Here is a 20,468-nt window from a genome sequence, read left to right as displayed (position 1 = left end):
CTCAGTGGCAGGGGAATGCGTTGGCGTGGCGCGTGTCGTGGGCCGCATTGTGAACGGCGCTGATATGCGAGAAGCCGACCACACCGACGATGAACAGACCGAGCGCCATGGCCAGAACGGCCTGCACGACGACATTGACGTCGGTGGTAACGGCGGAGATCTGGGCGGTCTGGGTCTGTTGCATCGGAATCCTCGCGAAATAGAGGGCCAATTTAGCCGAGTTGCACCGGTGGCGCGACCGTTAATTTTGCATCGCGCGGGCGAGATCGCGGCTGGTCAGATGGAAATTCGTGTCCGCCGCCACCGAGGCCTGCGCGAGTTTGACACTAGCCGCCGCCTGGAACACCGCTCTGTGGTCTTGGAAATAGGCTGCGCAGTCCTCCGGCGACGGGTAGCGTCGGAGCAGCGTCCGGAACGCATGACGGTGCACCATGCACAGCCCGCGATGGCCGGATGGCCGGAATGCCAGCGCATCGACATCTGCCCGCCAGACAGGCGCTTCATCGTCGGTTGCGGCGTGGTTGTCGGTCATGATCGCCAATGTCTATCGTGTTTCCCTGCCCTGCCAAAGCGGCTGTGGTTTTGCGTCCGCTCCCGCTCTCCGCTATGACGGGCGCCCACACTGCCGGAGATCCCCGCGATGGCCCTGATGCCGGTTACCGATGCCATGGCCGCGATTCTCGCGGGCGCCGATGCGCTGCCTGAGGAGATGGTGCCGCTGGAAGACGCGTTCCACCGCGTGCTCGCTCGCGACATCGCTTCGCTGCGCACGCAGCCACCGGAGCCCATGTCAGCGATGGACGGTTATGCCGTGCGCGCTGCCGATGCGACTTTGGGCGCCAAGCTCCGCGTGATCGGCGAGATCGCCGCAGGCAAGCCGTTCGACCGCCCGCTGCAGACCGGCGAAGCCCTGCGAATCTTCACCGGCGGCGTGTTGCCCGCTGGCGCCGACGCCGTGGTGATCCAGGAAGACACCGCGCGGGATGGCGATATCGTCGGGATCAACGAGGCCGCGATTTCCGGCAAGCATATCCGCCCGGCCGGCGTCGATTTCAACGAAGGTGATGTCCTGCTCCGCTCCGGCACCCGCCTCACCGACCGCGATCTGGCGCTTGCCGCCGGCATGAACCATCCGTCACTGCCCGTGCGGCGACGGCCCGTCGTTGCCGTGCTTGCCACCGGCGACGAACTGGTGATGCCCGGCGCAGTCCCCGGCCCCGGCCAGATCGTGCTCTCCAATGGCTTCGCGCTGCGTGCATTGGCCCGCGCCGAAGGCGCCGAGGTGGTCGATCTCGGCATCGCCGTCGATACGCTGGAGGCGACCACATCAGCCATTCAGCGCGCGATCGATCTGAAGGCCGACGTGCTGATCACCACCGGCGGTGCGTCGGTCGGCGACCATGACCTCGTGCAGCAATCCCTGATCAATGCCGGCGTCGAGATGGCGTTCTGGCGCATCGCCATGCGGCCCGGCAAGCCGATGATGCACGGACGCCGCCAGGGCATGCGCGTCATCGGCCTGCCCGGCAATCCCGTGTCGTCGTATGTCTGCGGCTTCCTGTTCATGGTGCCGCTGCTGCGTGCGCTGTCCGGTCGAAACGACATCGCCCATGCGATAGAACCCGCGGTGCTCGGCCGTGACCTCGCCGCCAACGACCAGCGCGAGGATTATCTGCGCACGCGCCTCGAGACCCGCGCCGACGGCACCGTGGTGGCAACGCCGGTCGTGAAACAGGACTCGTCGCTGCTGGGGAATTTGGCTGTCGCCGAGGGGCTCTTGATCCGCAAGCCATTCGCGCCGGCCGCGGCTGCCGGCGATTCATGCGCCATCATTCGACTGCCAACCTAGCGGCGCCCCCTCATAGAACGACGCCGCGTTCGGAACTCTCACCTGCGGCATGCTTCCAAACCTTTTTCCTGACTGAGATACCTCAACACGGTTTCAGTCACTGAATTGTCACGTAACGCAGCGAGAGATCGCAGCGAAACAAGATCGGTGGACAAATGGACTATTTCAAACGCTTCAATTTCCTGTTTGCGATGCCAACATTCGACGCCGACGATCTCGAGGGCATTCGCCTCAATCAGATCGTCGATGAGATCGAGCGTTCCGGCTTCGAGGTCGTCAAGGCGCGCAAACTCGAAGACGCCACGATCGCGGTCCAGACCGACGCAGCGATCGGCTGCATGGTGGTCGACTGGGGCAAGAAGGGCCTCGAAGGCAAGACCGCGGCGCTGATCAACCTGATGCGCAAACGCGGCCTGGACTTCCCCATCATCCTGCTGATCCGTCGCAAGCGGTTCGAGGACGTCCCGGTCGAGGTGCTCGATTTCATCGACGGCTATGTGTTCCTCTCAGAAGAAACCCCGCCCTTCATCGCCAAGAACCTGATCAGCCGGTTGAAGCAATATGCCGAGACGCTGAAGACGCCGTTCTTCGGCGCGCTGGTCGACTATGCCGAGGAAGGCAACCAGCTCTGGACCTGCCCGGGCCACAATGGCGGCGTGTTCTACAGCCGCAGCCCGATCGGCCGCGTGTTCATGGAACATCTCGGCGAAGCGGTGTTCCGCGACGACCTCGACAATTCGGTGCTCGATCTCGGCGATCTGCTGACCCATGAAGGCCCTGCTTTGCAGGCGCAGAAGGAAGCCGCGCAGATTTTTGGCGCGGAGAAAACCTATTTTGTGCTCAACGGCACCTCGACCTCCAACAAGGTCGCGCTATCGGCTTTGGTCACCGATGGCGATCTGGTGCTGTTCGATCGCAACAACCACAAGGCGGCTTTGCACGGCGCCTTGATGATTTCAGGCGGTGTGCCGATCTATGTGCCGACGACGCGCAATCCCTGGGGCCTGATCGGGCCGATGAACTGGGATGCGCTCGACGAGGACGCGCTGCGCGAGTGCATCCGCATCAATCCGCTGGTCACCGACAAAGATGCCTGGAAGCGCGAGCGTCCGTTTCGCGTGGCAGTGATCGAACAATGCACCTATGACGGCACCATCTACAGCGCCGAGATGATCATCGCGCGCATCGGCCATCTCTGCGATTACATCCTGTTCGACGAGGCCTGGGCGGGCTTCATGAAGTTCCACCCGCTCTATGCCGGCCGGTTCGCCATGGGGCTCAAGGAGCTTGGTCCGGATTCGCCGGGCATCATCGCGACGCAGTCGACCCACAAGCAGCTCGCGAGCTTCTCGCAGGCGTCGCAGATCCACATGAAGGATCGGCATATCCGCGGCCAGAAGCGCCGTGTCGAGCATCGGCGCTTCAACGAAAGCTTCATGCAGCACGCCTCGACCTCGCCCTTCTACCCGCTGTTCGCATCATTGGATGTCGGCGCGCAGATGATGAAGGGCCGCTCCGGCGAAGTGTTGTGGGACGACACGATCCGGCTTGGCATCGAGCTGCGCAAGAAGATGCGCGCCGTCCGCCGCGAATTCGAGGAGAAGGAAACCCGCACTGAGCGCCGCTGGTTCTTCGAACCCTTCGTACCCGAGCGCGTCGCGATTCCCGACGCAGCCAGCGAAGGCGCCGTTCACAATGTGCCGTGGGAAAGCATCGGCACTGACCAGCTGGCCACCAATCCGGCTTATTGGCAGCTCGCGCCGGACGCCGCTTGGCATGGCTTCCCCGGCATGGAAGCCGGTTTCACCATGACCGATCCCAACAAGCTGACGGTACTGACACCCGGCTTCGACCGCACCACCGGCGGTTATGCGGAACACGGCATCCCTGCGCCTGTGGTGGCGCAGTTTCTGCGCGAAAATCGCATCGTGCCGGAGAAGAACGACCTCAACTCGCTGCTCTTCCTGCTGACCCCCGGCGTGGAAGCCAGCAAGGCCGGCACGCTGATCAGCGGTCTCGTGGCGTTCAAGAAGCTACACGACGACAACGCGCTGCTGGAAGACGTCATCCCGGAATTCGCGCGGCGCAGGCCGGCGCGTTATGCAGGCATACGCCTACGGGATCTGTGCGGCGACATGCACCGGTTCTTCCGCGAGGCCAATGTGAGCGACCTCCAGACCAGGCAATTCTCCGCCGACCATCTGCCGGAGATCGCCATGTCACCTCATGATGCCGCGCGCTGTCTGGTGCGCAACGACGTCGACTACCTCCCCATCGACGAGATCTTCGGGCGTGTCGCGACGACGCCATTCGTGGTCTATCCGCCCGGCATCGCCACGATCGTGCCGGGCGAGCGGCTCACCGAACGGTCCAAGCCGATGATCGATTATCTCAAGATGTTCGAGACCTGTTTCAACACCTTCCCGGGCTTCGACGTCGAGATCCAGGGCATCTACCGCAAGGTCGACGCCAATGGCCGGATCCGGCTTTACACTTACGTGGTCTCCGAATAGGGAGCACGTAAGGAGCCTGATTTGCCAACGGAACTCGAACAGCCGGTCGTCATCCGACCATCACGCGACACCGACGTCGATGCCATGCTCGCGATCTATCGCCGGCATATCCGGCAAGGCGTTGAGGAAGGCGTCAGCGACGCCGACACGCCGCAGCCCGACGATCTTAGAGACCGGCGCAAGAACCTGCGCAGCAAACGGTTCCCGCACCTCGTCGCCACGCAAGGCGGCGAGGTCGTGGGCTACGCCTATGTGGTGCTGTTCCGCAAACGACCGGCCTATCGCTACACGGTCAAGCACTCGATCTATATCCACCACGGACATGTCGGCCGCGGTATCGGCCGCCTGTTGATGCGCGAACTCATCGACGTCTGCGCGGCGGCCGGCTTCCGGCAGATCATCGGCTATATCGATGCCGACAACACGGCCTCGCTCGGCTTGCATGAAAGCTTCGGCTTTGCCCGCGTGGGCTTGCTGCCCGGCGTCGCCTATCGTTCCGGCCGCTGGGCCGACACGATCATGGTTCAGCGCTCGCTGGCCACCGGCTCCACGACACCTCCGCCGCCCATTGGGCGCATGACGTCCACCTAGCTCAAGCGACCGCGGAAGCATTTTCCATGTCCGTCGAGGACCGACGACTGGTGAGGAACAGCCTCCTCAAACCTCGCTCAACGTGCGTTCTGTTGACGGCAAATTAAGCATTGCAGAACACATATGGAACATATAGTGTTCGTTCATGATTTGTTTCGAGATTCTGTGGCTTTGAGTAGTTTGAGAGTGCCCGAACTCGCGCAACCGATCTTCGAACGATCGTCTCTGGATTGAGGCTCACTGTTCGAAGGCCCTTTGAAACGCACGCGGCGGCCGACACCGTCAACTGAGGATGGCTTCAGATGCTCACGCGCAAACAATACGAACTCCTGCGATTCATCGATCAACGGTTGAAGGAAGCCGGCGTCCCGCCCTCCTTCGACGAGATGAAGGATGCGCTCGACCTGCGCTCGAAGTCCGGCATCCATCGTCTGATCACAGCACTGGAAGAACGCGGCTTCATACGCCGTCTACCCAATCGCGCCCGTGCCATCGAAGTCATCAAGCTGCCAGAGCTCGGCGCGCCGGTCACCGGCGGCACCGGACGCCGCGGCTTTACGCCCAGCGTCATCGAAGGCACGCTCGGCAAGGTGCGTTCGGCCGCCAGCATCGCTAGCCACAGCGGCGATGATGACAACGGCCGCACGGTTGCTATCCCGGTCATGGGCCGCATCGCGGCCGGTACGCCGATCGAGGCGCTGCAGACCCGCAGCCACACGATCAGCATGCCCGCCGACATGCTCGGCTCCGGCGAACATTATGCGCTCGAAGTGCGCGGCGATTCCATGCAGGACGCCGGCATTCTCGATGGCGATACCGTGCTGATCCAGCGCAACGAGAGCGCCGACACCGGCGACATCGTGGTGGCCCTGATCGACGACGAGGAAGCCACCCTGAAGCGCTTCCGCCGCCGCGGCGCGTCAATCGCGCTGGAGCCCGCCAACGACGCCTACGAGGTCCGCATCCTGCCGCCCAACCGGGTGCGCATTCAGGGCAAGCTGATCGGCCTGTATCGCCGCTACTGAGGCTATCGCCTCGGCGGACTACTGATCTTCGGGTTGAAGATCGGTTTCCGCCGGCGTCGCATCCGCCGGCCGATTTTGCGGTGGACGACCGCTCTGGATCAGATCGTGCTGGGGCTCATCGGGAATGGCGCGCGACCACGGACGGTCCTGGCCGCGTGGCCGTACAGAGTCGATGGCAAAGCCGTTTGCTGTTCGCTGCAGGCTTACCGCACCATTTCGTTGCAGGCGATCCTGATCGATCACCAGCGCCCTGCAATCTCTCGGCGATTGTCGCGCCGTGACGATGAGCGCCGCTTTCTCGCAATCATCTGTGAAGGCATCCGGCTGTAGAACCAGCGCCACCAAAGCGCCATCGGCCAGCGCCGTGATGCACCCGTCGCGGTCGCAGGACACACCGTGGCTGAGGGAGGCATCCGTTGGCAGCCGGGCGTCGGCATCACCGGCAAGCCACTCCTTCGCGAGAAACGCATCCTTGGCGCTGCGCATCATATGCAGGCGCCCGTCCCTGCCCCGTACCGCAACGCTGCGACCGTCACCCGAGATCAGCATATCGGGCTGCTTGACCAGCAACGCCCAGACAATCGAGAGCGCGAGCACGCCAACTCCCGCAAAGCGCAACGGCGTGCGCAGCAATCCGAGCACGATGATGCCGATACTGGCTGATATCAGCGGTCCGATGCCAAAGGCCGGCATCCGGCCGATGGCGCCGGGCAAGGCTGCCACCCATTGCGTGACCACAATCATCCACTGGATGCCGACATCCATCAGCCGCCAGAACACACCGTCAAAGCCGAACGGCATGGCCACCAGACCGAGAATGCCCGCCGGCATCACCAGCGCCGAGACCACCGGCATCGCCAGGAGATTGGCGACAACGCCATAAGGCGTGACGCGATGGAAATGAAACGCGGCATAGGGCGTGGTGGCGAGGCCCGCGACCAGCGAAGCCAGTACGAGCATCGCGATCTCGCGTCCGCCCCATAGTGCCACGCGCGCCGTCGCGGAATGATCGGGCGAGGCAAACAGCGCGGGCATGCCGATCTGCACCAATGCGACCAGCCCCAGCGTCGCCGCGAATGACATCTGAAAACTGGGATGCACCAGCGCTTCCGGCGCGACGATCAGCACGACCATTGCCGCCACCGCCAGCGTGCGGAACGTCACCGCCCGGCGATCGACCATGACTGCAATCAGCACGACGGCTGTCATGAAAAACGATCTCTGCGTCGCGACTTCAGCACCTGACAACAGCAGATAGAACAGTGCTGCGAATAACGCCGCAGCCGCTGCGACTTTCTTGATCGGGAATGTCACCGTCAGGACAGGGATCAGTGCCAGCAGTGCGCGTATCGCAAAGAACACCACGCCGGCGACAACGGCCATATGATAGCCGGAGATCGACAGCACATGACCGAGTCCGGAGATGAACATCGCATCATTGACGTCAGCCGAAATCGCATCGCGGCGGCCTGTGAGCAGCGCCGTGGCAATGGCGCGGCTATCGCCCGAGAGCACAGTGCGGATCCGCGCATCGATGGCGTCGCGTAGCCCCTGCATGGTCGCCGAATAGCGTAGCGCCACACTCGGCTGTATCGGCGGATCGACTGCCTTGATGCCGCCCACCACGAAGCCAGATGCGCCGATCCCTTGAAAGTACAGATCGCGTCCGAAGTCGTAACTCCCCGGCCGGAGCGGCGACAGCGGCGGCTGCAGCCTTGCCTTCAATTCGACGAAGCTGCCGACGGCAGGCGCCGTGCCCTTCTTCACCGACACCCGCACACGGGTGAGCTTCGGTGCGACGCGCGGGCTGTCCATTGTGGCAACGCGCAGCACGAAGCGATCCGTGCGCTCCCGTTCCTCGTGAGTTTCGACGAAGCCGGTAAGCGCGACGGAATAGAGCGGCTTCGCCAGAACCTCATGAGCCACACGCGCGGTTTTCATGGCAGCCATCGCGAAGCCGGCCGCGATGGCCGCAATGAGCAAAATCAAGGGAAACCATCGCTGCCGCCGGAGCAAAAACGCAGCCAAGCAAAGAAGGCCTGCCGTCGCCGCGGCAACCCAGGCCATCGGCTCTTGCTCAGCGGCAAAATACAGCGCGATGCCGGTGCCGAAAGCGATCGGCACCCAAGGCAGCAAGCGACCGGGACCAGCTTCGGCCCGCACCCACGTCCGGAGCGTCTCAAAACGCGACGTTGAGGACGTTGCAGACGAGACAGCGATGCCTGCCGTAGCCGGCGGCGGCCATGTGGTCGCTGTACCCGCCCGGCCCCGCCGCTGTTGCTGATCCCCGCCCCGCGCCATCGAACGCCCGCACGCCACGCTTGCCCTTCCGAATGCTATCGGAAGGGCAAGCGGCGACTAGCGGAACGGATGCAGAATACGAAAACTAATCCCTGAGGTTGCTCAGGCGAGCTTGGCGTAGCTGTCGCGCAGACCGACGGTGCGGTTGAAGACCAGCTTGCCCGGCGCTGAATCCTTGTCGCGACAGAAATAGCCCTGGCGCTCGAACTGCACGACATCGCTTGTGTTGTCGCTCGCCAGCGCCGGCTCAAGCATGGCGCCGGTCAGCGTCTCCAGCGAGTCCGGATTGAGCTGCGATGCGAACTCGGTCGCATTGGGCTGCGGATCGGCGAACAGCTGATTGTAGACGCGTACTTCCGCCTGCACGGCATCTGCGGCGCTCACCCAATGGATCGTCGCCTTGACCTTGCGGCCGTCCGGCGCATTGCCGCCCCGGGTTTCCGGATCGTAGGTGCAGCGCAGTTCGACCACCTCGCCGGTGGCGTTCTTGATGACGTCCTTGCAGGTGATGAAGTAGCCGTAGCGCAAGCGGACCTCGCGGCCCGGCGCCATGCGGAAGAACTTCTTCGGCGGCTCTTCCATGAAGTCGTCATGTTCGATGTAAAGCTCACGCCCGAACGGGATCTGCCGCGTGCCGAGCGTTTCATCATCGGGATGATTGACCGCTTCGAGCTGTTCGGTCTGCCCTTCCGGGTAGTTCTCGATCACCACCTTGAGCGGCTTCAGCACCGCCATGCGGCGCTGTGCCGTGCGGTTCAGTGTCTCGCGCACGGCGAAGTCGAACATCGAGATATCGACGGTCGAGTTGGCCTTGGCGACACCGATGCGCTTGACGAATTCGCGCAGCGCTTCAGCGGGAATGCCGCGGCGCTGCAGGCCGGCCAGCGTCGGCATCCGAGGATCGTCCCAGCCGGTGACATGGCCACCACGGACGAGTTCGGTCAGCACGCGCTTCGACAGCAGCGTGTAGGTCATGTTGAGGCGCGCGAATTCATACTGATGCGGCCGCGACGGCACCGGCAGGTTTTCCAGACACCAGTCGTAGAGCGGCCGGTGATCCTCGAATTCGAGCGTGCAGATCGAATGCGTCACATGTTCGATGGCATCCGACTGACCGTGCGCGAAGTCGTAGCTCGGATAGATGCTCCAGGCGGTGCCCGTGCGCGGATGATGCGCATGCAGGATGCGATAGATCACGGGATCGCGCAGGTTGATGTTACCCGACGACATGTCGATCTTGGCGCGCAGCACGCGGGCGCCGTTCGGGAATTCGCCGGCACGCATCCGGGCGAACAGATCGAGGTTCTCGTCGACCGGGCGATCGCGGAACGGGCTGTTCTGGCCGGGCTCCGTCAGGGTGCCACGCTTGAAGCGGATTTCTTCCTGCGACTGGTCGTCGACATAGGCTTTGCCCGCGCGGATCAGATGTACCGCCCAGTCATAGAGCTGCTCGAAATAATCCGAGGCGTAATGCAGGTTGCCTTCGCCCCAGTCGAAGCCGAGCCAGCGTACGTCGCGCTGGATGGCGTCGATATATTCCTGCTCTTCCTTGGTCGGATTGGTGTCGTCGAAACGCAGGTTGCAGTGGCCGCCGAACTCCTCGGCAACGCCGAAATTCAGGCAGATCGACTTGGCATGCCCGAGATGCAGGTAGCCGTTGGGCTCCGGCGGAAAGCGCGTCACCACGCTCTTGTGTTTGCCGGATTGCAGGTCCGCCGCAACGATGTCGCGGATGAAGTCTCGGCCTGCGTCGGATACCGATTCGTCTGTCATTTGCTGCCTTTCAAGCTGCGCCCTATGTGCCAAATCCGGAAGGCCGCGCCAAGGCCGGATCAGGGGCCGGGTCCCGCGAAAGGGCCTTTTCCGATGCGGTTCCGGCCCCAAATCCGCGTTTATTCGCCGTGAGACAGCGCCCTGTCGTTGTGATAAACGCCGGCCAACAGTCACACCGAAATCGATCGAACCCTCTGATATGACCACTCCTGTCGTTACCCGTTTCGCCCCCTCGCCGACCGGCTTCCTCCATATCGGCGGTGGACGCACCGCGCTGTTCAACTGGCTCTATGCCAAGAAGACCGGTGGCAAGATGCTGCTGCGGATCGAGGATACGGACCGCGAACGCTCCACCGATGCCGCGATCGACGCCATTATCGACGGGTTGAAGTGGCTGGGCATCGAATGGGATGGCGACACCGTCTTCCAGTTCGCCCGTGCCGGCCGGCACCGCGAAGTCGCCGAGCAACTGCTCGCCGAGGGCAAGGCGTATTATTGCTATGCCAGCGCCGAGGAACTGCAACAGATGCGCGAGACGGCCCGCGCCGAGGGCAAGTCCAAGCTCTATAACGGGCTGTGGCGCGACCGTGATCCGTCGGATCCGCGCCCCGACGTCAAGCCGACGATCCGCCTGAAGGCGCCGCTCACCGGCGAGACCGTGATCGAGGATCAGGTGCAGGGCCGTGTGGTCTGGCAAAACGAAAATCTCGACGACCTCGTGCTGCTGCGCGGCGACGGCAATCCGACCTACATGCTGGCCGTGGTGGTGGACGACCATGACATGGGCGTGACGCATGTGATCCGCGGCGACGACCATCTGATCAACGCCGCCCGCCAGAAGCAGATCTACGACGCGCTCGGCTGGACCGTGCCCAGCATGTCGCATATTCCGCTGATCCACGGACCCGATGGCTCGAAACTCTCAAAGCGCCACGGCGCGCTCGGCGTCGAGGCCTATCGCGCGCTGGGTTACGTGCCCGCCGCCCTGCGGAATTATCTGGTGCGGCTCGGCTGGAGCCATGGCGATCAGGAAATCTTCTCGACCCAGGAAATGATCGACGCCTTCGACCTGTCGGGGATCGGCCGTTCCGCCGCGCGCTTCGATTTCGCCAAGCTCGAAAATCTCAACGGTCACTACATCCGTCACACCGACGATCAATCCCTCGTGACCATGTTCGAGGACGTGCTGAATTACGTGCCCGGCGGCACCGAACTGAAGGCGAAGCTCAACGACACCACGCGCGCCCAGCTGTTGCGCGCCATGCCCGGCCTGAAGGAACGCGCCAAGACGCTGATCGAACTGATCGACGGCGCCAACTTCATCTTTGCCGATCGCCCACTGACGATGGAGCCGAAGGCGCAAGCCGCGCTGACGCCGGAAACCCGTGTGTTGATCGGCAAGTTGCGCACGGCACTGGAGGCCGTCACCGACTGGACCGCAGCAAATGCCGAAGCCGCGACCCGCGCCTTTGCCGAGGAAGCTGGCATCAAGCTTGGCGGGGTCGCGCAACCGCTTCGCGTGGCGCTGACCGGCAAGACCACGTCGCCCGGCATTTTCGATGTTCTGGCGGTATTGGGACGGCAGGAATGCCTGGATCGGCTCGCCGATCAGGCATCTATTTAGCATAGCTGTAGGCTGCTTTTGCCCGCCTTGCAGCGCACACAGCAATACGCTACGCATTCTGGCGAATGCTCTGGAATTCCCGGCTAGCCTCCCCATTTCTCCTGAAATGTCGGTGGCTTGCCGGCCCCTCAACGATCTCATCGGGGACCACGCGATGGACGCAAAAACCAATACCAAATCCGCAACGCTGACAGTCGACGGCAAGAGCTTCGAACTGCCGATCCACAGCGGGACCGTCGGCCCTGATGTCATCGACATCGGCAAGCTCTACGCCCAGTCCGGGATGTTCACCTACGATCCCGGCTTCACGTCGACAGGCAGCTGCCAGTCCAAGATCACCTATATCGATGGCGATGCCGGTATCCTCGAATACCGCGGCTACCCCATCGAACAGCTCGCCGAGAAGGGCGACTTCCTCGAGACCTGCTACCTGCTGCTGTACGGGGAACTCCCGACCAAGGCGCAGAAGGCAAAGTTCGACGCATTGGTCACGAACCACACCATGGTTCACGACCAGATGAGCCGCTTTTTCCAGGGCTTCCGCCGCGACGCGCATCCGATGGCCGTGATGGTCGCGTCGGTTGGCGCCCTCGCCGCTTTCTACCACGACTCAACTGATATCAACGATCCGAAGCAGCGCGACATCGCGTCGATCCGCATGATCGCCAAGATCCCGACGCTCGCGGCGATGGCCTACAAGTACACGATCGGCCAGCCCTTTGTGTATCCGACCAACTCGCTCGACTTCGCAGCGAACTTCATGAAGATGTGCTTCGCCGTGCCGTGCGAGGAGTACAAGGTCAATCCGGTGCTCGCCAAGGCGCTGGACAAGATCTTCACGCTGCACGCCGACCATGAGCAGAACGCATCGACCTCAACGGTCCGCATCGCCGGCTCGTCGGGCGCCAATCCGTTCGCCTGCATCGCCGCCGGCATCGCCTGCCTGTGGGGACCGGCGCATGGCGGCGCCAACGAAGCCGCATTGCAAATGCTCGCCGAGATCGGCACCGTCGACAAGATTCCGGAATTCATCGCCAAGGTGAAGGACAAGAATTCCAGCGTCCGCCTGATGGGCTTCGGTCACCGCGTCTACAAGAACTACGATCCGCGCGCCAAGCTGATGCAGCAGGCCTGCCACGAAGTTCTCAAGGAAACCGGTCACGGTGGCGACGAGATGCTCGCCGTTGCCATGGAGCTCGAGAAGATCGCGCTGTCGGACCAGTACTTCATCGACCGCAAGCTGTATCCGAATGTCGATTTCTATTCGGGCATCACGCTGAAGGCGATGGGCTTCCCGACCTCGATGTTCACCGTGCTGTTCGCGGTCGCGCGCACCGTCGGCTGGATCAGCCAGTGGAGCGAGATGATTGGCGATCCGCAGCAGAAGATCGGCCGTCCGCGCCAGCTCTACACGGGTGCTGCCCGCCGCGACTACGTGGATATCGCCAAGCGCGCCTAAGACCTCGTTTCGTAGAGTGCGAAGATCAAAACGGCGGATCGCAAGATCCGCCGTTTTTTGTTTCGCTGCAATCTCTTGAATGAAGGCCTTCAACTCTTCCGCATGGTGGCCAGCACGACATTGGCCGCACCGACGCTCGGCGACGCTTCGCCCGTCGCCATGACCCCATCGAGCCGCGCCAGGGCTTCGATCTGACGGCGCCGCATTGGTGTATCGCCCAGCACCTCCTGCAACGACGCTGCGAGCTTATCCGGGGCACAATCTTCCTGGATGAACTCCGGGATGACGTTCTCGCCGATCACCAGATTGGCAAGGATCACCGACGACGAGGTGATGCGCCGGCGGATGATCCAGGCTTCGACGCTGCCGGCCTTGTAGGCGGTGACCATCGGCACGCCTGACAATGCAAGCTCCAGCGTCACCGTCCCCGATTTGGCAAAGGCCGCATGCGCGATGCGGAACGCGGCGCGCTTCTCTGTTTCGCCCACAACGATCCGCGGCTGCACCGGCCAGGCCTTGAGCGCTTCGGCGATGACCTCGACGAGATGCGGCATGGTCGGCAGGATCAGTTCGAATTGCGTGCCCTGCTTTTGCAGCAGATCGAGCGTCGCGCCAAAGGTCGCCATGTGATGACGGATCTCGCTGCGACGGCTGCCCGGTAGCACCAGCAGTACCGGCGGCTTCGTTTCGCGACGCGCCTGCTCTTCCGCATTGGGACGGAGCGCATCGATCTGCTCGATCAGGGGATGACCGACATAAGTGCATGGCGGTCCGCCGAGCCGCCGATGGGCCTCCGGCTCGAATGGCAGCAGCGCCAGCACATGGTCGACATAAGCGCGCATCGCCTTCGCGCGCCCCGGCCGCCACGCCCACACCGTTGGCGACACATAGTTGACGACGGGAATGGAGGGATCGCGCTGACGCACGCGCTTCGCGACGCGATGGGTGAAGTCCGGGCTATCGATAATCACCAGCACGTCGGGCTTGGCGCGCAGGACGTCCTCGGTCGCGCGCGTAATGAGCTTCAGGATCGACGGCAATTTCCGGACGACCGCGGCAAGGCCGATGATGGAAAGCTCTTCGATAGGAAACAGCGACTGCAGCCCTTCGCGCGCCATCGACGAACCGCCGACGCCTTCGAAGCGCACATCGTCGCCGAGCCGCTGGCGCAGCACCTTCATCAGCGCGGAGCCGAGACGGTCGCCGGATTCCTCGGTGGCGATGAGATAGATCGTCTTCGTCACGTCGGTAGTCCCGTCACGAAAAGACCTGCGGCATCGGCGGCGACAATCATCTGCTGCGGTTCGGCGACAATCGTATTTCCTGCGACGATGGCGACGCCGGCGAGCTTCGCGGCCGCCGCCCGCTCGATGGTCCGCGGCCCCAATGTCGGCAGATCGAAACGCAGATCCTGACCGCTCTTCGGGGCCTTCACCAGTACACCTCGTCCTGCCTTGGCGCGAATACGTCCCTGTTCACGCAGAAGCGCCACGCGGGCCAGCAATCCATCGGTACCTTCGATATCCTCGATCCCCACCACGTGGCCGTCGATCACCACGGTCGCCTGGCCGATATCGAACGGGCTCAAGGCGCGCAGGACTTCGCGCCCACGCGCGATATCGGCCTCAGCATCTTGATCCGGTACGGCACGTGTCACGCTGCCCGCCGGCATCAGCACATCGGACGCGACGTCCTTGATCCCCAGCAGACGAAAACCTTCATGCTCGAACAGGCGGCTAATACTCGTCAGCAAGTGATCGTCACCGCCGCGAAACGCGCGAAACACTTTCGGCATCACGCGAAGCGTTGCCCAGTCCAGCCTGATCTCGGAGATTGCCGGGCGCACCAGCGTGCCAATGAAGGTGAGATCCCGGCAGTTCTCGCTGCGCATCAGCTTCAGCAAACGGCCAAACTGGCCAATGGGAATCCAGTGGTGCTGAAATCGCGCCACCAGCGCCGGATCACAGAACCCCTTCAGCGCAAACAACACCGGCTTGATGCCGCGCGCCTGCAGCGAATCCGCAACAGCGAAGGGCAGCGAGCCGCCGCCGGCGATGATCCCGAACGGCGAGCCTATCGGTGGATGTGCTTGCGGGTGCTGTATTTGAGCCTGGTCAGTCATGCTTCGCCCCGCGATACCCGAACTCAAGAGTTGTTCTTGCTATCCTCGGGCAGACACAGTGCGCGGTGTTTGGCGCCTGCGATAAACGTCAGGATTTCTGCAATCGCCGGATCGTCATTTGCCAAAGGCTGCACGCGCTCAAGCCGCTCGGCGAAGACACCCGCGCCATGAAACAGCTTTTGATAGAACGAGCGCACGGCGGCAACGCGCTCCTTCGTGAATTTGCGGCGCTTCATCCCGATGATGTTGAGGCCTTCCAGCGCCGCATACTGGCCATTCACGAGCCCGAACGGGATGATGTCGCCCCGCACGCCGCAGATGCCGCCGACCATGACCTGCGAGCCGATGCGGGTGAACTGGTGCACGGCCGACAGCCCGCCCATGAAAACGAAATCGCCGATCTCGCAATGACCGCCAAGCGTCGCCGAGGTCGCGAAGATCACGTCATTGCCGACGTGACAGTCATGGCCAACATGGGCGCAGTTCATGAAGTAGCCGCGATCGCCCACCGACGTGATGCCGCCGCCGGCGACAGTACCCGCATTCATGGTCACGGACTCGCGGATGGTACAGCCATTGCCGATGGTCAGTCTGGTCAGTTCGCCCTTGTAACTGAGCGACTGCGGGGGCGTGCCTAATGACGCGAACGGATAGATCGTGCAGTTCTCGCCGATGGTCGTCTGCGCCGTCACGTTGACATGCGACAGCAGCTTCGTGCCTGCACCGATCGTGACATGCGGTCCGATGATGCAGAAGGGTCCGATTTCGGCGCCCTCGCCAATGACAGCACCGTCCTCGATCCGCGCCGTCGGGTCGATCTTGCTCATCGAAAAAGTCCAATCCCAGTCATCAAATTGCCTACAAATATCTAGGTTTTTCCGTTGGTTAACGTGGGCTCCCGAGCCTGTCCAGTGACGTCTGATTGCGATCTGTTACGACACGTCTCTTACCATGACTTACAAACGCATGATGCCATCGAGGTCTTCGATGGCATCATGCGCGTTCAGGTAGGTGCCAATCAGTCTGTCAGCATCGCGCCGACATCGGCCTCGGCGACGACCTTGCCATTTACCTTGGCGTCGCCATGGAACCACCACATCGCCTTTTTCCGGCCGATCAGGTGCAGATGATATTCGATCGTATCGCCAGGCATCACCGGCTTACGAAACTTGCACTTGTCGATGGTGAGGAAATACACCGCACGCGGCTTCTCGGTTCCTTCGACGGACGAGATGCCGATCACGCCCGCTGTCTGCGCCATGCCTTCGATCATCAACACGCCGGGATAGACCGGGCGATCAGGGAAATGCCCGAGGAATGCCGGCTCGTTGATCGTGACGTTCTTGATACCAATGCCGCTGAAGTCCTTGCGGATGTTGACGACACGATCGATCAGAAGAAACGGATAGCGATGCGGAAGGGTCTTGAGGATGGTGTTGATGTCGACCGTCTCGATGATGATCGGCGATGCGCCATCGCTTGGTAAATCCTGGCTCATTCCCGCCCCTCGTCTTTCGTATCCTGCGTCGCCGCATCCGTTCCCGGCATGCTCTCGCGGGCGAGTTTCTCAACCGCGAGGATCTCGCGGAACCATTGCTTGGTCGGCCGGGCAAAGATGCCACCCCACCGCGCGCGCGGCGGAATGCTGTCTTTCACTCCGGCCATTGCCGCGACCTGCGCGCCATCGCCAATCGTAATGTGATTGTTGAGGCCCACCATGGCGCCCAGCGCGACGTTGTCGCCGATGGTCAGGCTGCCTGCAAGGCCACATTTCGCAGCGATCACACAGTGCCGTCCAATTGTCACATTGTGGCCGATCTGGACCTGATTGTCGATTTTGGTCCCCTCGCCAATCACGGTATCGCGCAGGCTGCCGCGGTCGATGGTGGTGCCGGCGCCGATCTCGACGTCGTTCTGAATCAGGACACGACCGGTCTGCGGCACCTTGATGTGCTTGTCCCGGCCGAATACGAAGCCAAAGCCGTCCTGGCCAAACTTGCAGCCGGGATGAACGAGTACGTTGTTGCCGATCAGTGTGAACTGCAGCGTGCTGCCAGCGCCGATATTGCAGTCGCGGCCGATCTTGACCCCGGCGGCGATCACCGCGCCAGAGCCGATGATGGTGCCGGAACCGATCTCCACATCCGGGCCGATCACGGCCAGCGGATCTACCGTAACGTCATCCTCGAGCTGAGCAGAGGGATGGATGACGGCGGATGCGGCGATGCCGGTAATGTCAAAGCCGGAGACCGGACGCAGCGTGTCCGCGTGCAGCTCGCGCGCCAATTCCACGAAAGCCGCAAATGGCCGCTTGGCGCGCAGCACCGTTACGTGAGCCGGAATATCGCCCTTGAAGCTCTCGTTGACCAGACACGCACCGGCCTTGGTGTGGGTGAGCTGGTCGATATAACGGAGATTTTCGAAGAAGGTCAGGTGATGGGGGCCAGCCTCGTCGAGCGAGGCCACACCAGTCACGACCTGGTCGGCCCGCGTCGGGTCGACCAGTCGTGCCTTCGTTGACGCGGCTATTTCAGCCAGCGTCAACGACGGCGATTGCTTGAAGAACGTCGGCAGAACCATTCCACCCGTCGCGGTCCGGCCGGAGATCAAACTCAGAACGAAGTTCCGCCGCCGAACTTGAACTGCTGCACGCGATCATAGGCGCCCTTGGTGATCGGCACTGCGTAGTCGAAGCGCAGCGGACCAAACGGCGACTGCCAGATCAGGCCCACACCGACCGACGACCGGACGACATTGCCATCGTCATAGGTCATGCCGGCGCAGTTACCGACCGAAGTCCGGCTCGCAGGCACACAGCCGGCGGCATTGATTTCGCCAGTCTGAGCCCAGCTGGTCGGTCCCTTATAATCCCAGAGACCGCCGGCATCGGCATAAACCGCGCCCTTGATGCCAACTTCCTTCGGCAGGAACCAGAATGGCATCTGCAATTCGGCCGAAGCGCCCCAATACTTGGTGCCGCCGAGCGCGTCACCGTAGGATCCCAGCGCAACGTAGCTGATGTCACGCGGACCGATACCGTTCTGCGCGAAACCACGCACCAGGTTCGGACCCATCTGGAAGTGATCCAGCATGCGGATATCTTCGCCGACCTTGTTCAGCATACCGCCCTGGACACGCAGCAAACCAACGATGTCGGCCACCAGCGGAGTGTAGTACTTCGCGTCGATCGTGGTCTTCAGGTAGGTCACGTCGCCGCCGACGCCAGCGTAGTCCTGCTTAAATTCCAAGAACAGACCATCGGTCGGGTTCTTGTTATTGTCGAGCGTGTTGTAGTTCAGCGTGTAGCCGAGCGCCGAGGTCAGCGTCTTGCCGCTGGCCAGTTCGCGGCGAACTGGCAGAGACGACTCGCCATCGGCGTAACAACCCCACGTGTTGGCATTGGCTGGGTCAACAGAACCCGGGAACAGTGAATTCAAATAACCGGGAGTGTTGGTCGCAGTTGGGCTGCCTGGCAGGTTGTTACAGTTGCTCAACGTCGCCGGGAGCGAAATCTGCTGCTGATAGACGGAATAGCGCAGCTGCAGCGCGAGATCTTCACGCAGCTGGAAACCGAGGCGCGGGCTGAAGCCGAGCGTCTTGGTGTTGTACGAGATGTAGCTGTTGGACAGCTGCTCACGCTGATAAAAATCGAGGCCGAGCGCCACGCGGTAGTCGAGCAGGTAAGGCTCGACGAAGGACAGCGAGTAGCCACGGGCATACTGGCCGTACTGAACCGATGCCTTCGCAAACAGACCGCGACCGAGGAAGTTACGTTCCGAGACGCTGACTTCGCCGAGCGCACCGTCGGTGGTCGAGTAGCCGCCCGAGACCGAGAAGTCGCCGGTGGATTTTTCTTCCAGATCGACCACCAGGATCACGCGATCGCTGGACGATCCGGGCTCGGTCGTCACCTTCACGCTCTTGAAGAAGTCGAGGTTCTTCAGGCGGCGTTCGGCACGATCAACCAGCGCGCGGTTATAGGCGTCGCCTTCGGCGAGATCGAATTCGCGGCGGATGACATAGTCACGGGTACGCGTGTTGCCGCGCACATTGATGCGCTCGATATAGACGCGCGGCCCCTCTTCCACCGAGAAGCCGATGGTGACGGTGTGAGATTCGAAATTGCGATCGCCACGCGGACGCACGACGGCAAAGGCGTAGCCGCGGCGGGACATTTCGATCTGCATTTCCTCGACCGACTTCTCCAGCGCTTCCGCGTTGTAAAGCGAACCGACGCCGACACGCGAGAAGCTGCGCAGCGAGTTGGGATCGAACTGCGGAATGGTGGACGAGAAATCGACCGACGACACGCGGTACTGCTGGCCTTCTTCGATCTTGAAGGTGACTAGGAAGCCCTTCTGGTTCGGGTCGTATTCGGTGAGCGCGGCAACGACCTGAACGTCGGCGAAGCCGTTCTTCAGGTAATAGCGACGGATCAGGTCGCGATCGGCTTCGATGCGGTCCGGATCATAGATATCGCCCGAAGCCAGGAAGCTCAGGAGGTTCGATTCACGGGTCTTGATGACGTCCTTGAGACGGTAGGACGAGTAATAGTTGTTGCCGATGAACTGGATCGACTTCACGCCGGTCTTCGCGCCTTCGTTGATCGTGAAGATCAGGTCGACGCGGTTGTTCGGCTGCTCGATGAATTCCGGAACGACGCTGACGTCATAACGGCCGGAGCGACGATAGATTTCGGAGATGCGCTGGGCGTCGGCCTGCACCATCGGGCGCGACAACGTCCCGCGCGGCTTCGACTGCACTTCGGCGTTCAGCTGGTCGTCCTTGACCTTCTTGTTACCTTCGAAGGCGATACGGCCAATGACAGGGTTTTCAACGACGCTGACGACCAGACGGCCACCGGCCTGATTGATCTTCACATCCTGGAACAGCCCGGTCTCGATGAGCGACTTGAGGCCGTCATCGATGGTGCCCTGATCCAGCCGGCCGCTCGGGCCGGGACGGAAATAGGAGCGGATGGTCTCCACATCCACGCGACGATTGCCTTCAACAACAATCGAAGCGGCGGTCTGAGCCACGGCAGTCGAAGAAACGAGCGCAGCAGTCGCCGTAACGGCGACCGGCATGGCGACCAAGATCGAAGCAGCAAGAAGGCCGCCCCGGAAACCCCGCAAACCAAAAATCATGCGCAAAGCGCCCTTATCATTCCATCGCCAGCCCGCACCCCTACGGTCTGACAGAATCCCTTTA

Annotated in this window: 16 protein-coding genes; 6 read left to right on the top strand and 10 right to left on the bottom strand. The window is 62.3% G+C overall.

Annotated features, from left to right (window positions below; all coding sequences use genetic code 11):
* Position 1: 1 nt before the first annotated feature.
* Positions 2-184 (bottom strand): CbtB-domain containing protein, encoded by a 183-nt coding sequence (locus RSO67_RS00405; protein ID WP_089264725.1) that lies wholly within the window; start codon positions 182-184, stop codon positions 2-4.
* Between the two features lie 57 nt (positions 185-241).
* Positions 242-541, bottom strand: coding sequence for a hypothetical protein (locus tag RSO67_RS00400; protein WP_315841876.1), 300 nt, complete (start codon positions 539-541; stop codon positions 242-244).
* Between the two features lie 99 nt (positions 542-640).
* On the opposite strand from RSO67_RS00400, the gene glp reads away from it, so the two are divergent.
* The 4 genes from glp (at position 641) to lexA (ending at position 5,978) form a co-directional block, all read left to right on the top strand.
* Positions 641-1,849, top strand: a complete 1,209-nt coding sequence (gene glp / locus RSO67_RS00395; protein WP_315841875.1) for a gephyrin-like molybdotransferase Glp — start codon at positions 641-643, stop codon at positions 1,847-1,849.
* Positions 1,850-2,004: 155 nt separating this feature from the next.
* Positions 2,005-4,362, top strand: a complete 2,358-nt coding sequence (locus RSO67_RS00390) for an Orn/Lys/Arg decarboxylase N-terminal domain-containing protein (RefSeq protein WP_315841874.1) — start codon at positions 2,005-2,007, stop codon at positions 4,360-4,362.
* 84 nt (positions 4,363-4,446) lie between these two features.
* A complete protein-coding gene (locus RSO67_RS00385) occupies positions 4,447-4,953 on the top strand; it encodes a GNAT family N-acetyltransferase (protein WP_315844397.1) in 507 nt (168 codons plus the stop codon).
* 302 nt (positions 4,954-5,255) lie between these two features.
* A complete protein-coding gene (lexA, locus tag RSO67_RS00380; protein ID WP_315841873.1) occupies positions 5,256-5,978 on the top strand; it encodes a transcriptional repressor LexA in 723 nt (240 codons plus the stop codon).
* Positions 5,979-5,996: 18 nt separating this feature from the next.
* Here the strand turns inward: lexA and RSO67_RS00375 are convergent, their stop codons facing one another.
* Together RSO67_RS00375 and RSO67_RS00370 are read right to left on the bottom strand one after the other, a co-directional pair.
* Positions 5,997-8,279 (bottom strand): ComEC/Rec2 family competence protein, encoded by a 2,283-nt coding sequence (locus tag RSO67_RS00375; RefSeq protein WP_315844396.1) that lies wholly within the window; start codon positions 8,277-8,279, stop codon positions 5,997-5,999.
* A 102-nt stretch (positions 8,280-8,381) separates the two neighbouring features.
* Positions 8,382-10,052 carry a glutamine--tRNA ligase/YqeY domain fusion protein gene (locus tag RSO67_RS00370; RefSeq protein ID WP_315841872.1) on the bottom strand — a complete coding sequence of 557 codons (1,671 nt, stop codon included), beginning with the start codon at positions 10,050-10,052 and terminating at the stop codon, positions 8,382-8,384.
* Between the two features lie 199 nt (positions 10,053-10,251).
* On the opposite strand from RSO67_RS00370, the gene gltX reads away from it, so the two are divergent.
* Together gltX and gltA are read left to right on the top strand one after the other, a co-directional pair.
* Positions 10,252-11,676: a glutamate--tRNA ligase gene (gene gltX, locus RSO67_RS00365; RefSeq protein WP_315841871.1), complete on the top strand. Its 1,425-nt coding sequence runs from the start codon at positions 10,252-10,254 to the stop codon at positions 11,674-11,676.
* A gap of 154 nt (positions 11,677-11,830) precedes the next feature.
* Positions 11,831-13,135: a citrate synthase gene (gene gltA / locus RSO67_RS00360; protein WP_089264726.1), complete on the top strand. Its 1,305-nt coding sequence runs from the start codon at positions 11,831-11,833 to the stop codon at positions 13,133-13,135.
* Positions 13,136-13,224: 89 nt separating this feature from the next.
* On the opposite strand, the gene lpxB is transcribed toward gltA, so the two are convergent.
* The 6 genes from lpxB to bamA form a co-directional block, all read right to left on the bottom strand.
* The gene (gene lpxB / locus RSO67_RS00355; RefSeq protein WP_315841870.1) at positions 13,225-14,379 is read right to left on the bottom strand and encodes a lipid-A-disaccharide synthase; all 1,155 of its coding nucleotides are present in this window, start codon (positions 14,377-14,379) and stop codon (positions 13,225-13,227) included.
* On the bottom strand, positions 14,376-15,257 hold the full coding sequence (locus tag RSO67_RS00350; RefSeq protein WP_315841869.1) for an LpxI family protein: 882 nt from the start codon (positions 15,255-15,257) through the stop codon (positions 14,376-14,378). Before RSO67_RS00350 ends, lpxB begins: the two co-directional genes overlap by 4 nt.
* 23 nt (positions 15,258-15,280) lie before the next feature.
* Positions 15,281-16,084 carry an acyl-ACP--UDP-N-acetylglucosamine O-acyltransferase gene (lpxA, locus tag RSO67_RS00345; protein ID WP_315841868.1) on the bottom strand — a complete coding sequence of 268 codons (804 nt, stop codon included), beginning with the start codon at positions 16,082-16,084 and terminating at the stop codon, positions 15,281-15,283.
* Positions 16,085-16,275: 191 nt separating this feature from the next.
* Positions 16,276-16,755: a 3-hydroxyacyl-ACP dehydratase FabZ gene (gene fabZ, locus RSO67_RS00340; RefSeq protein ID WP_068730861.1), complete on the bottom strand. Its 480-nt coding sequence runs from the start codon at positions 16,753-16,755 to the stop codon at positions 16,276-16,278.
* A complete protein-coding gene (lpxD, locus tag RSO67_RS00335; RefSeq protein ID WP_315841867.1) occupies positions 16,752-17,837 on the bottom strand; it encodes a UDP-3-O-(3-hydroxymyristoyl)glucosamine N-acyltransferase in 1,086 nt (361 codons plus the stop codon). Before lpxD ends, fabZ begins: the two co-directional genes overlap by 4 nt.
* 32 nt (positions 17,838-17,869) lie before the next feature.
* Positions 17,870-20,404 carry an outer membrane protein assembly factor BamA gene (gene bamA, locus RSO67_RS00330; protein ID WP_315841866.1) on the bottom strand — a complete coding sequence of 845 codons (2,535 nt, stop codon included), beginning with the start codon at positions 20,402-20,404 and terminating at the stop codon, positions 17,870-17,872.
* Positions 20,405-20,468: the final 64 nt, after the last annotated feature.

Origin of the sequence: Tardiphaga sp. 709, from assembly GCF_032401055.1 — a bacterium.
Lineage (GTDB): Bacteria > Pseudomonadota > Alphaproteobacteria > Rhizobiales > Xanthobacteraceae > Tardiphaga.
The sequence above is the reverse complement of the archived record's forward strand: the minus strand, read 5'-3'. Positions and strand labels throughout refer to the sequence as shown.

Excerpts from the sequence above, each read along its gene's own strand:
- RSO67_RS00405 (WP_089264725.1), bottom strand. The coding sequence starts at position 184 with ATGCAACAGACCCAGACCGCCCAGATCTCCGCCGTTACCACCGACGTC.
- glp (WP_315841875.1), top strand. The coding sequence starts at position 641 with ATGGCCCTGATGCCGGTTACCGATGCCATGGCCGCGATTCTCGCGGGC.
- RSO67_RS00390 (WP_315841874.1), top strand. The coding sequence starts at position 2,005 with ATGGACTATTTCAAACGCTTCAATTTCCTGTTTGCGATGCCAACATTC.
- RSO67_RS00385 (WP_315844397.1), top strand. The coding sequence starts at position 4,447 with ATGCTCGCGATCTATCGCCGGCATATCCGGCAAGGCGTTGAGGAAGGC.
- lexA (WP_315841873.1), top strand. The coding sequence starts at position 5,256 with ATGCTCACGCGCAAACAATACGAACTCCTGCGATTCATCGATCAACGG.
- RSO67_RS00375 (WP_315844396.1), bottom strand. The coding sequence starts at position 8,279 with ATGGCGCGGGGCGGGGATCAGCAACAGCGGCGGGGCCGGGCGGGTACA.
- RSO67_RS00370 (WP_315841872.1), bottom strand. The coding sequence starts at position 10,052 with ATGACAGACGAATCGGTATCCGACGCAGGCCGAGACTTCATCCGCGAC.
- gltX (WP_315841871.1), top strand. The coding sequence starts at position 10,252 with ATGACCACTCCTGTCGTTACCCGTTTCGCCCCCTCGCCGACCGGCTTC.
- gltA (WP_089264726.1), top strand. The coding sequence starts at position 11,831 with ATGGACGCAAAAACCAATACCAAATCCGCAACGCTGACAGTCGACGGC.
- RSO67_RS00350 (WP_315841869.1), bottom strand. The coding sequence starts at position 15,257 with ATGACTGACCAGGCTCAAATACAGCACCCGCAAGCACATCCACCGATA.
- lpxA (WP_315841868.1), bottom strand. The coding sequence starts at position 16,084 with ATGAGCAAGATCGACCCGACGGCGCGGATCGAGGACGGTGCTGTCATT.
- fabZ (WP_068730861.1), bottom strand. The coding sequence starts at position 16,755 with ATGAGCCAGGATTTACCAAGCGATGGCGCATCGCCGATCATCATCGAG.
- lpxD (WP_315841867.1), bottom strand. The coding sequence starts at position 17,837 with ATGGTTCTGCCGACGTTCTTCAAGCAATCGCCGTCGTTGACGCTGGCT.
- bamA (WP_315841866.1), bottom strand. The coding sequence starts at position 20,404 with ATGATTTTTGGTTTGCGGGGTTTCCGGGGCGGCCTTCTTGCTGCTTCG.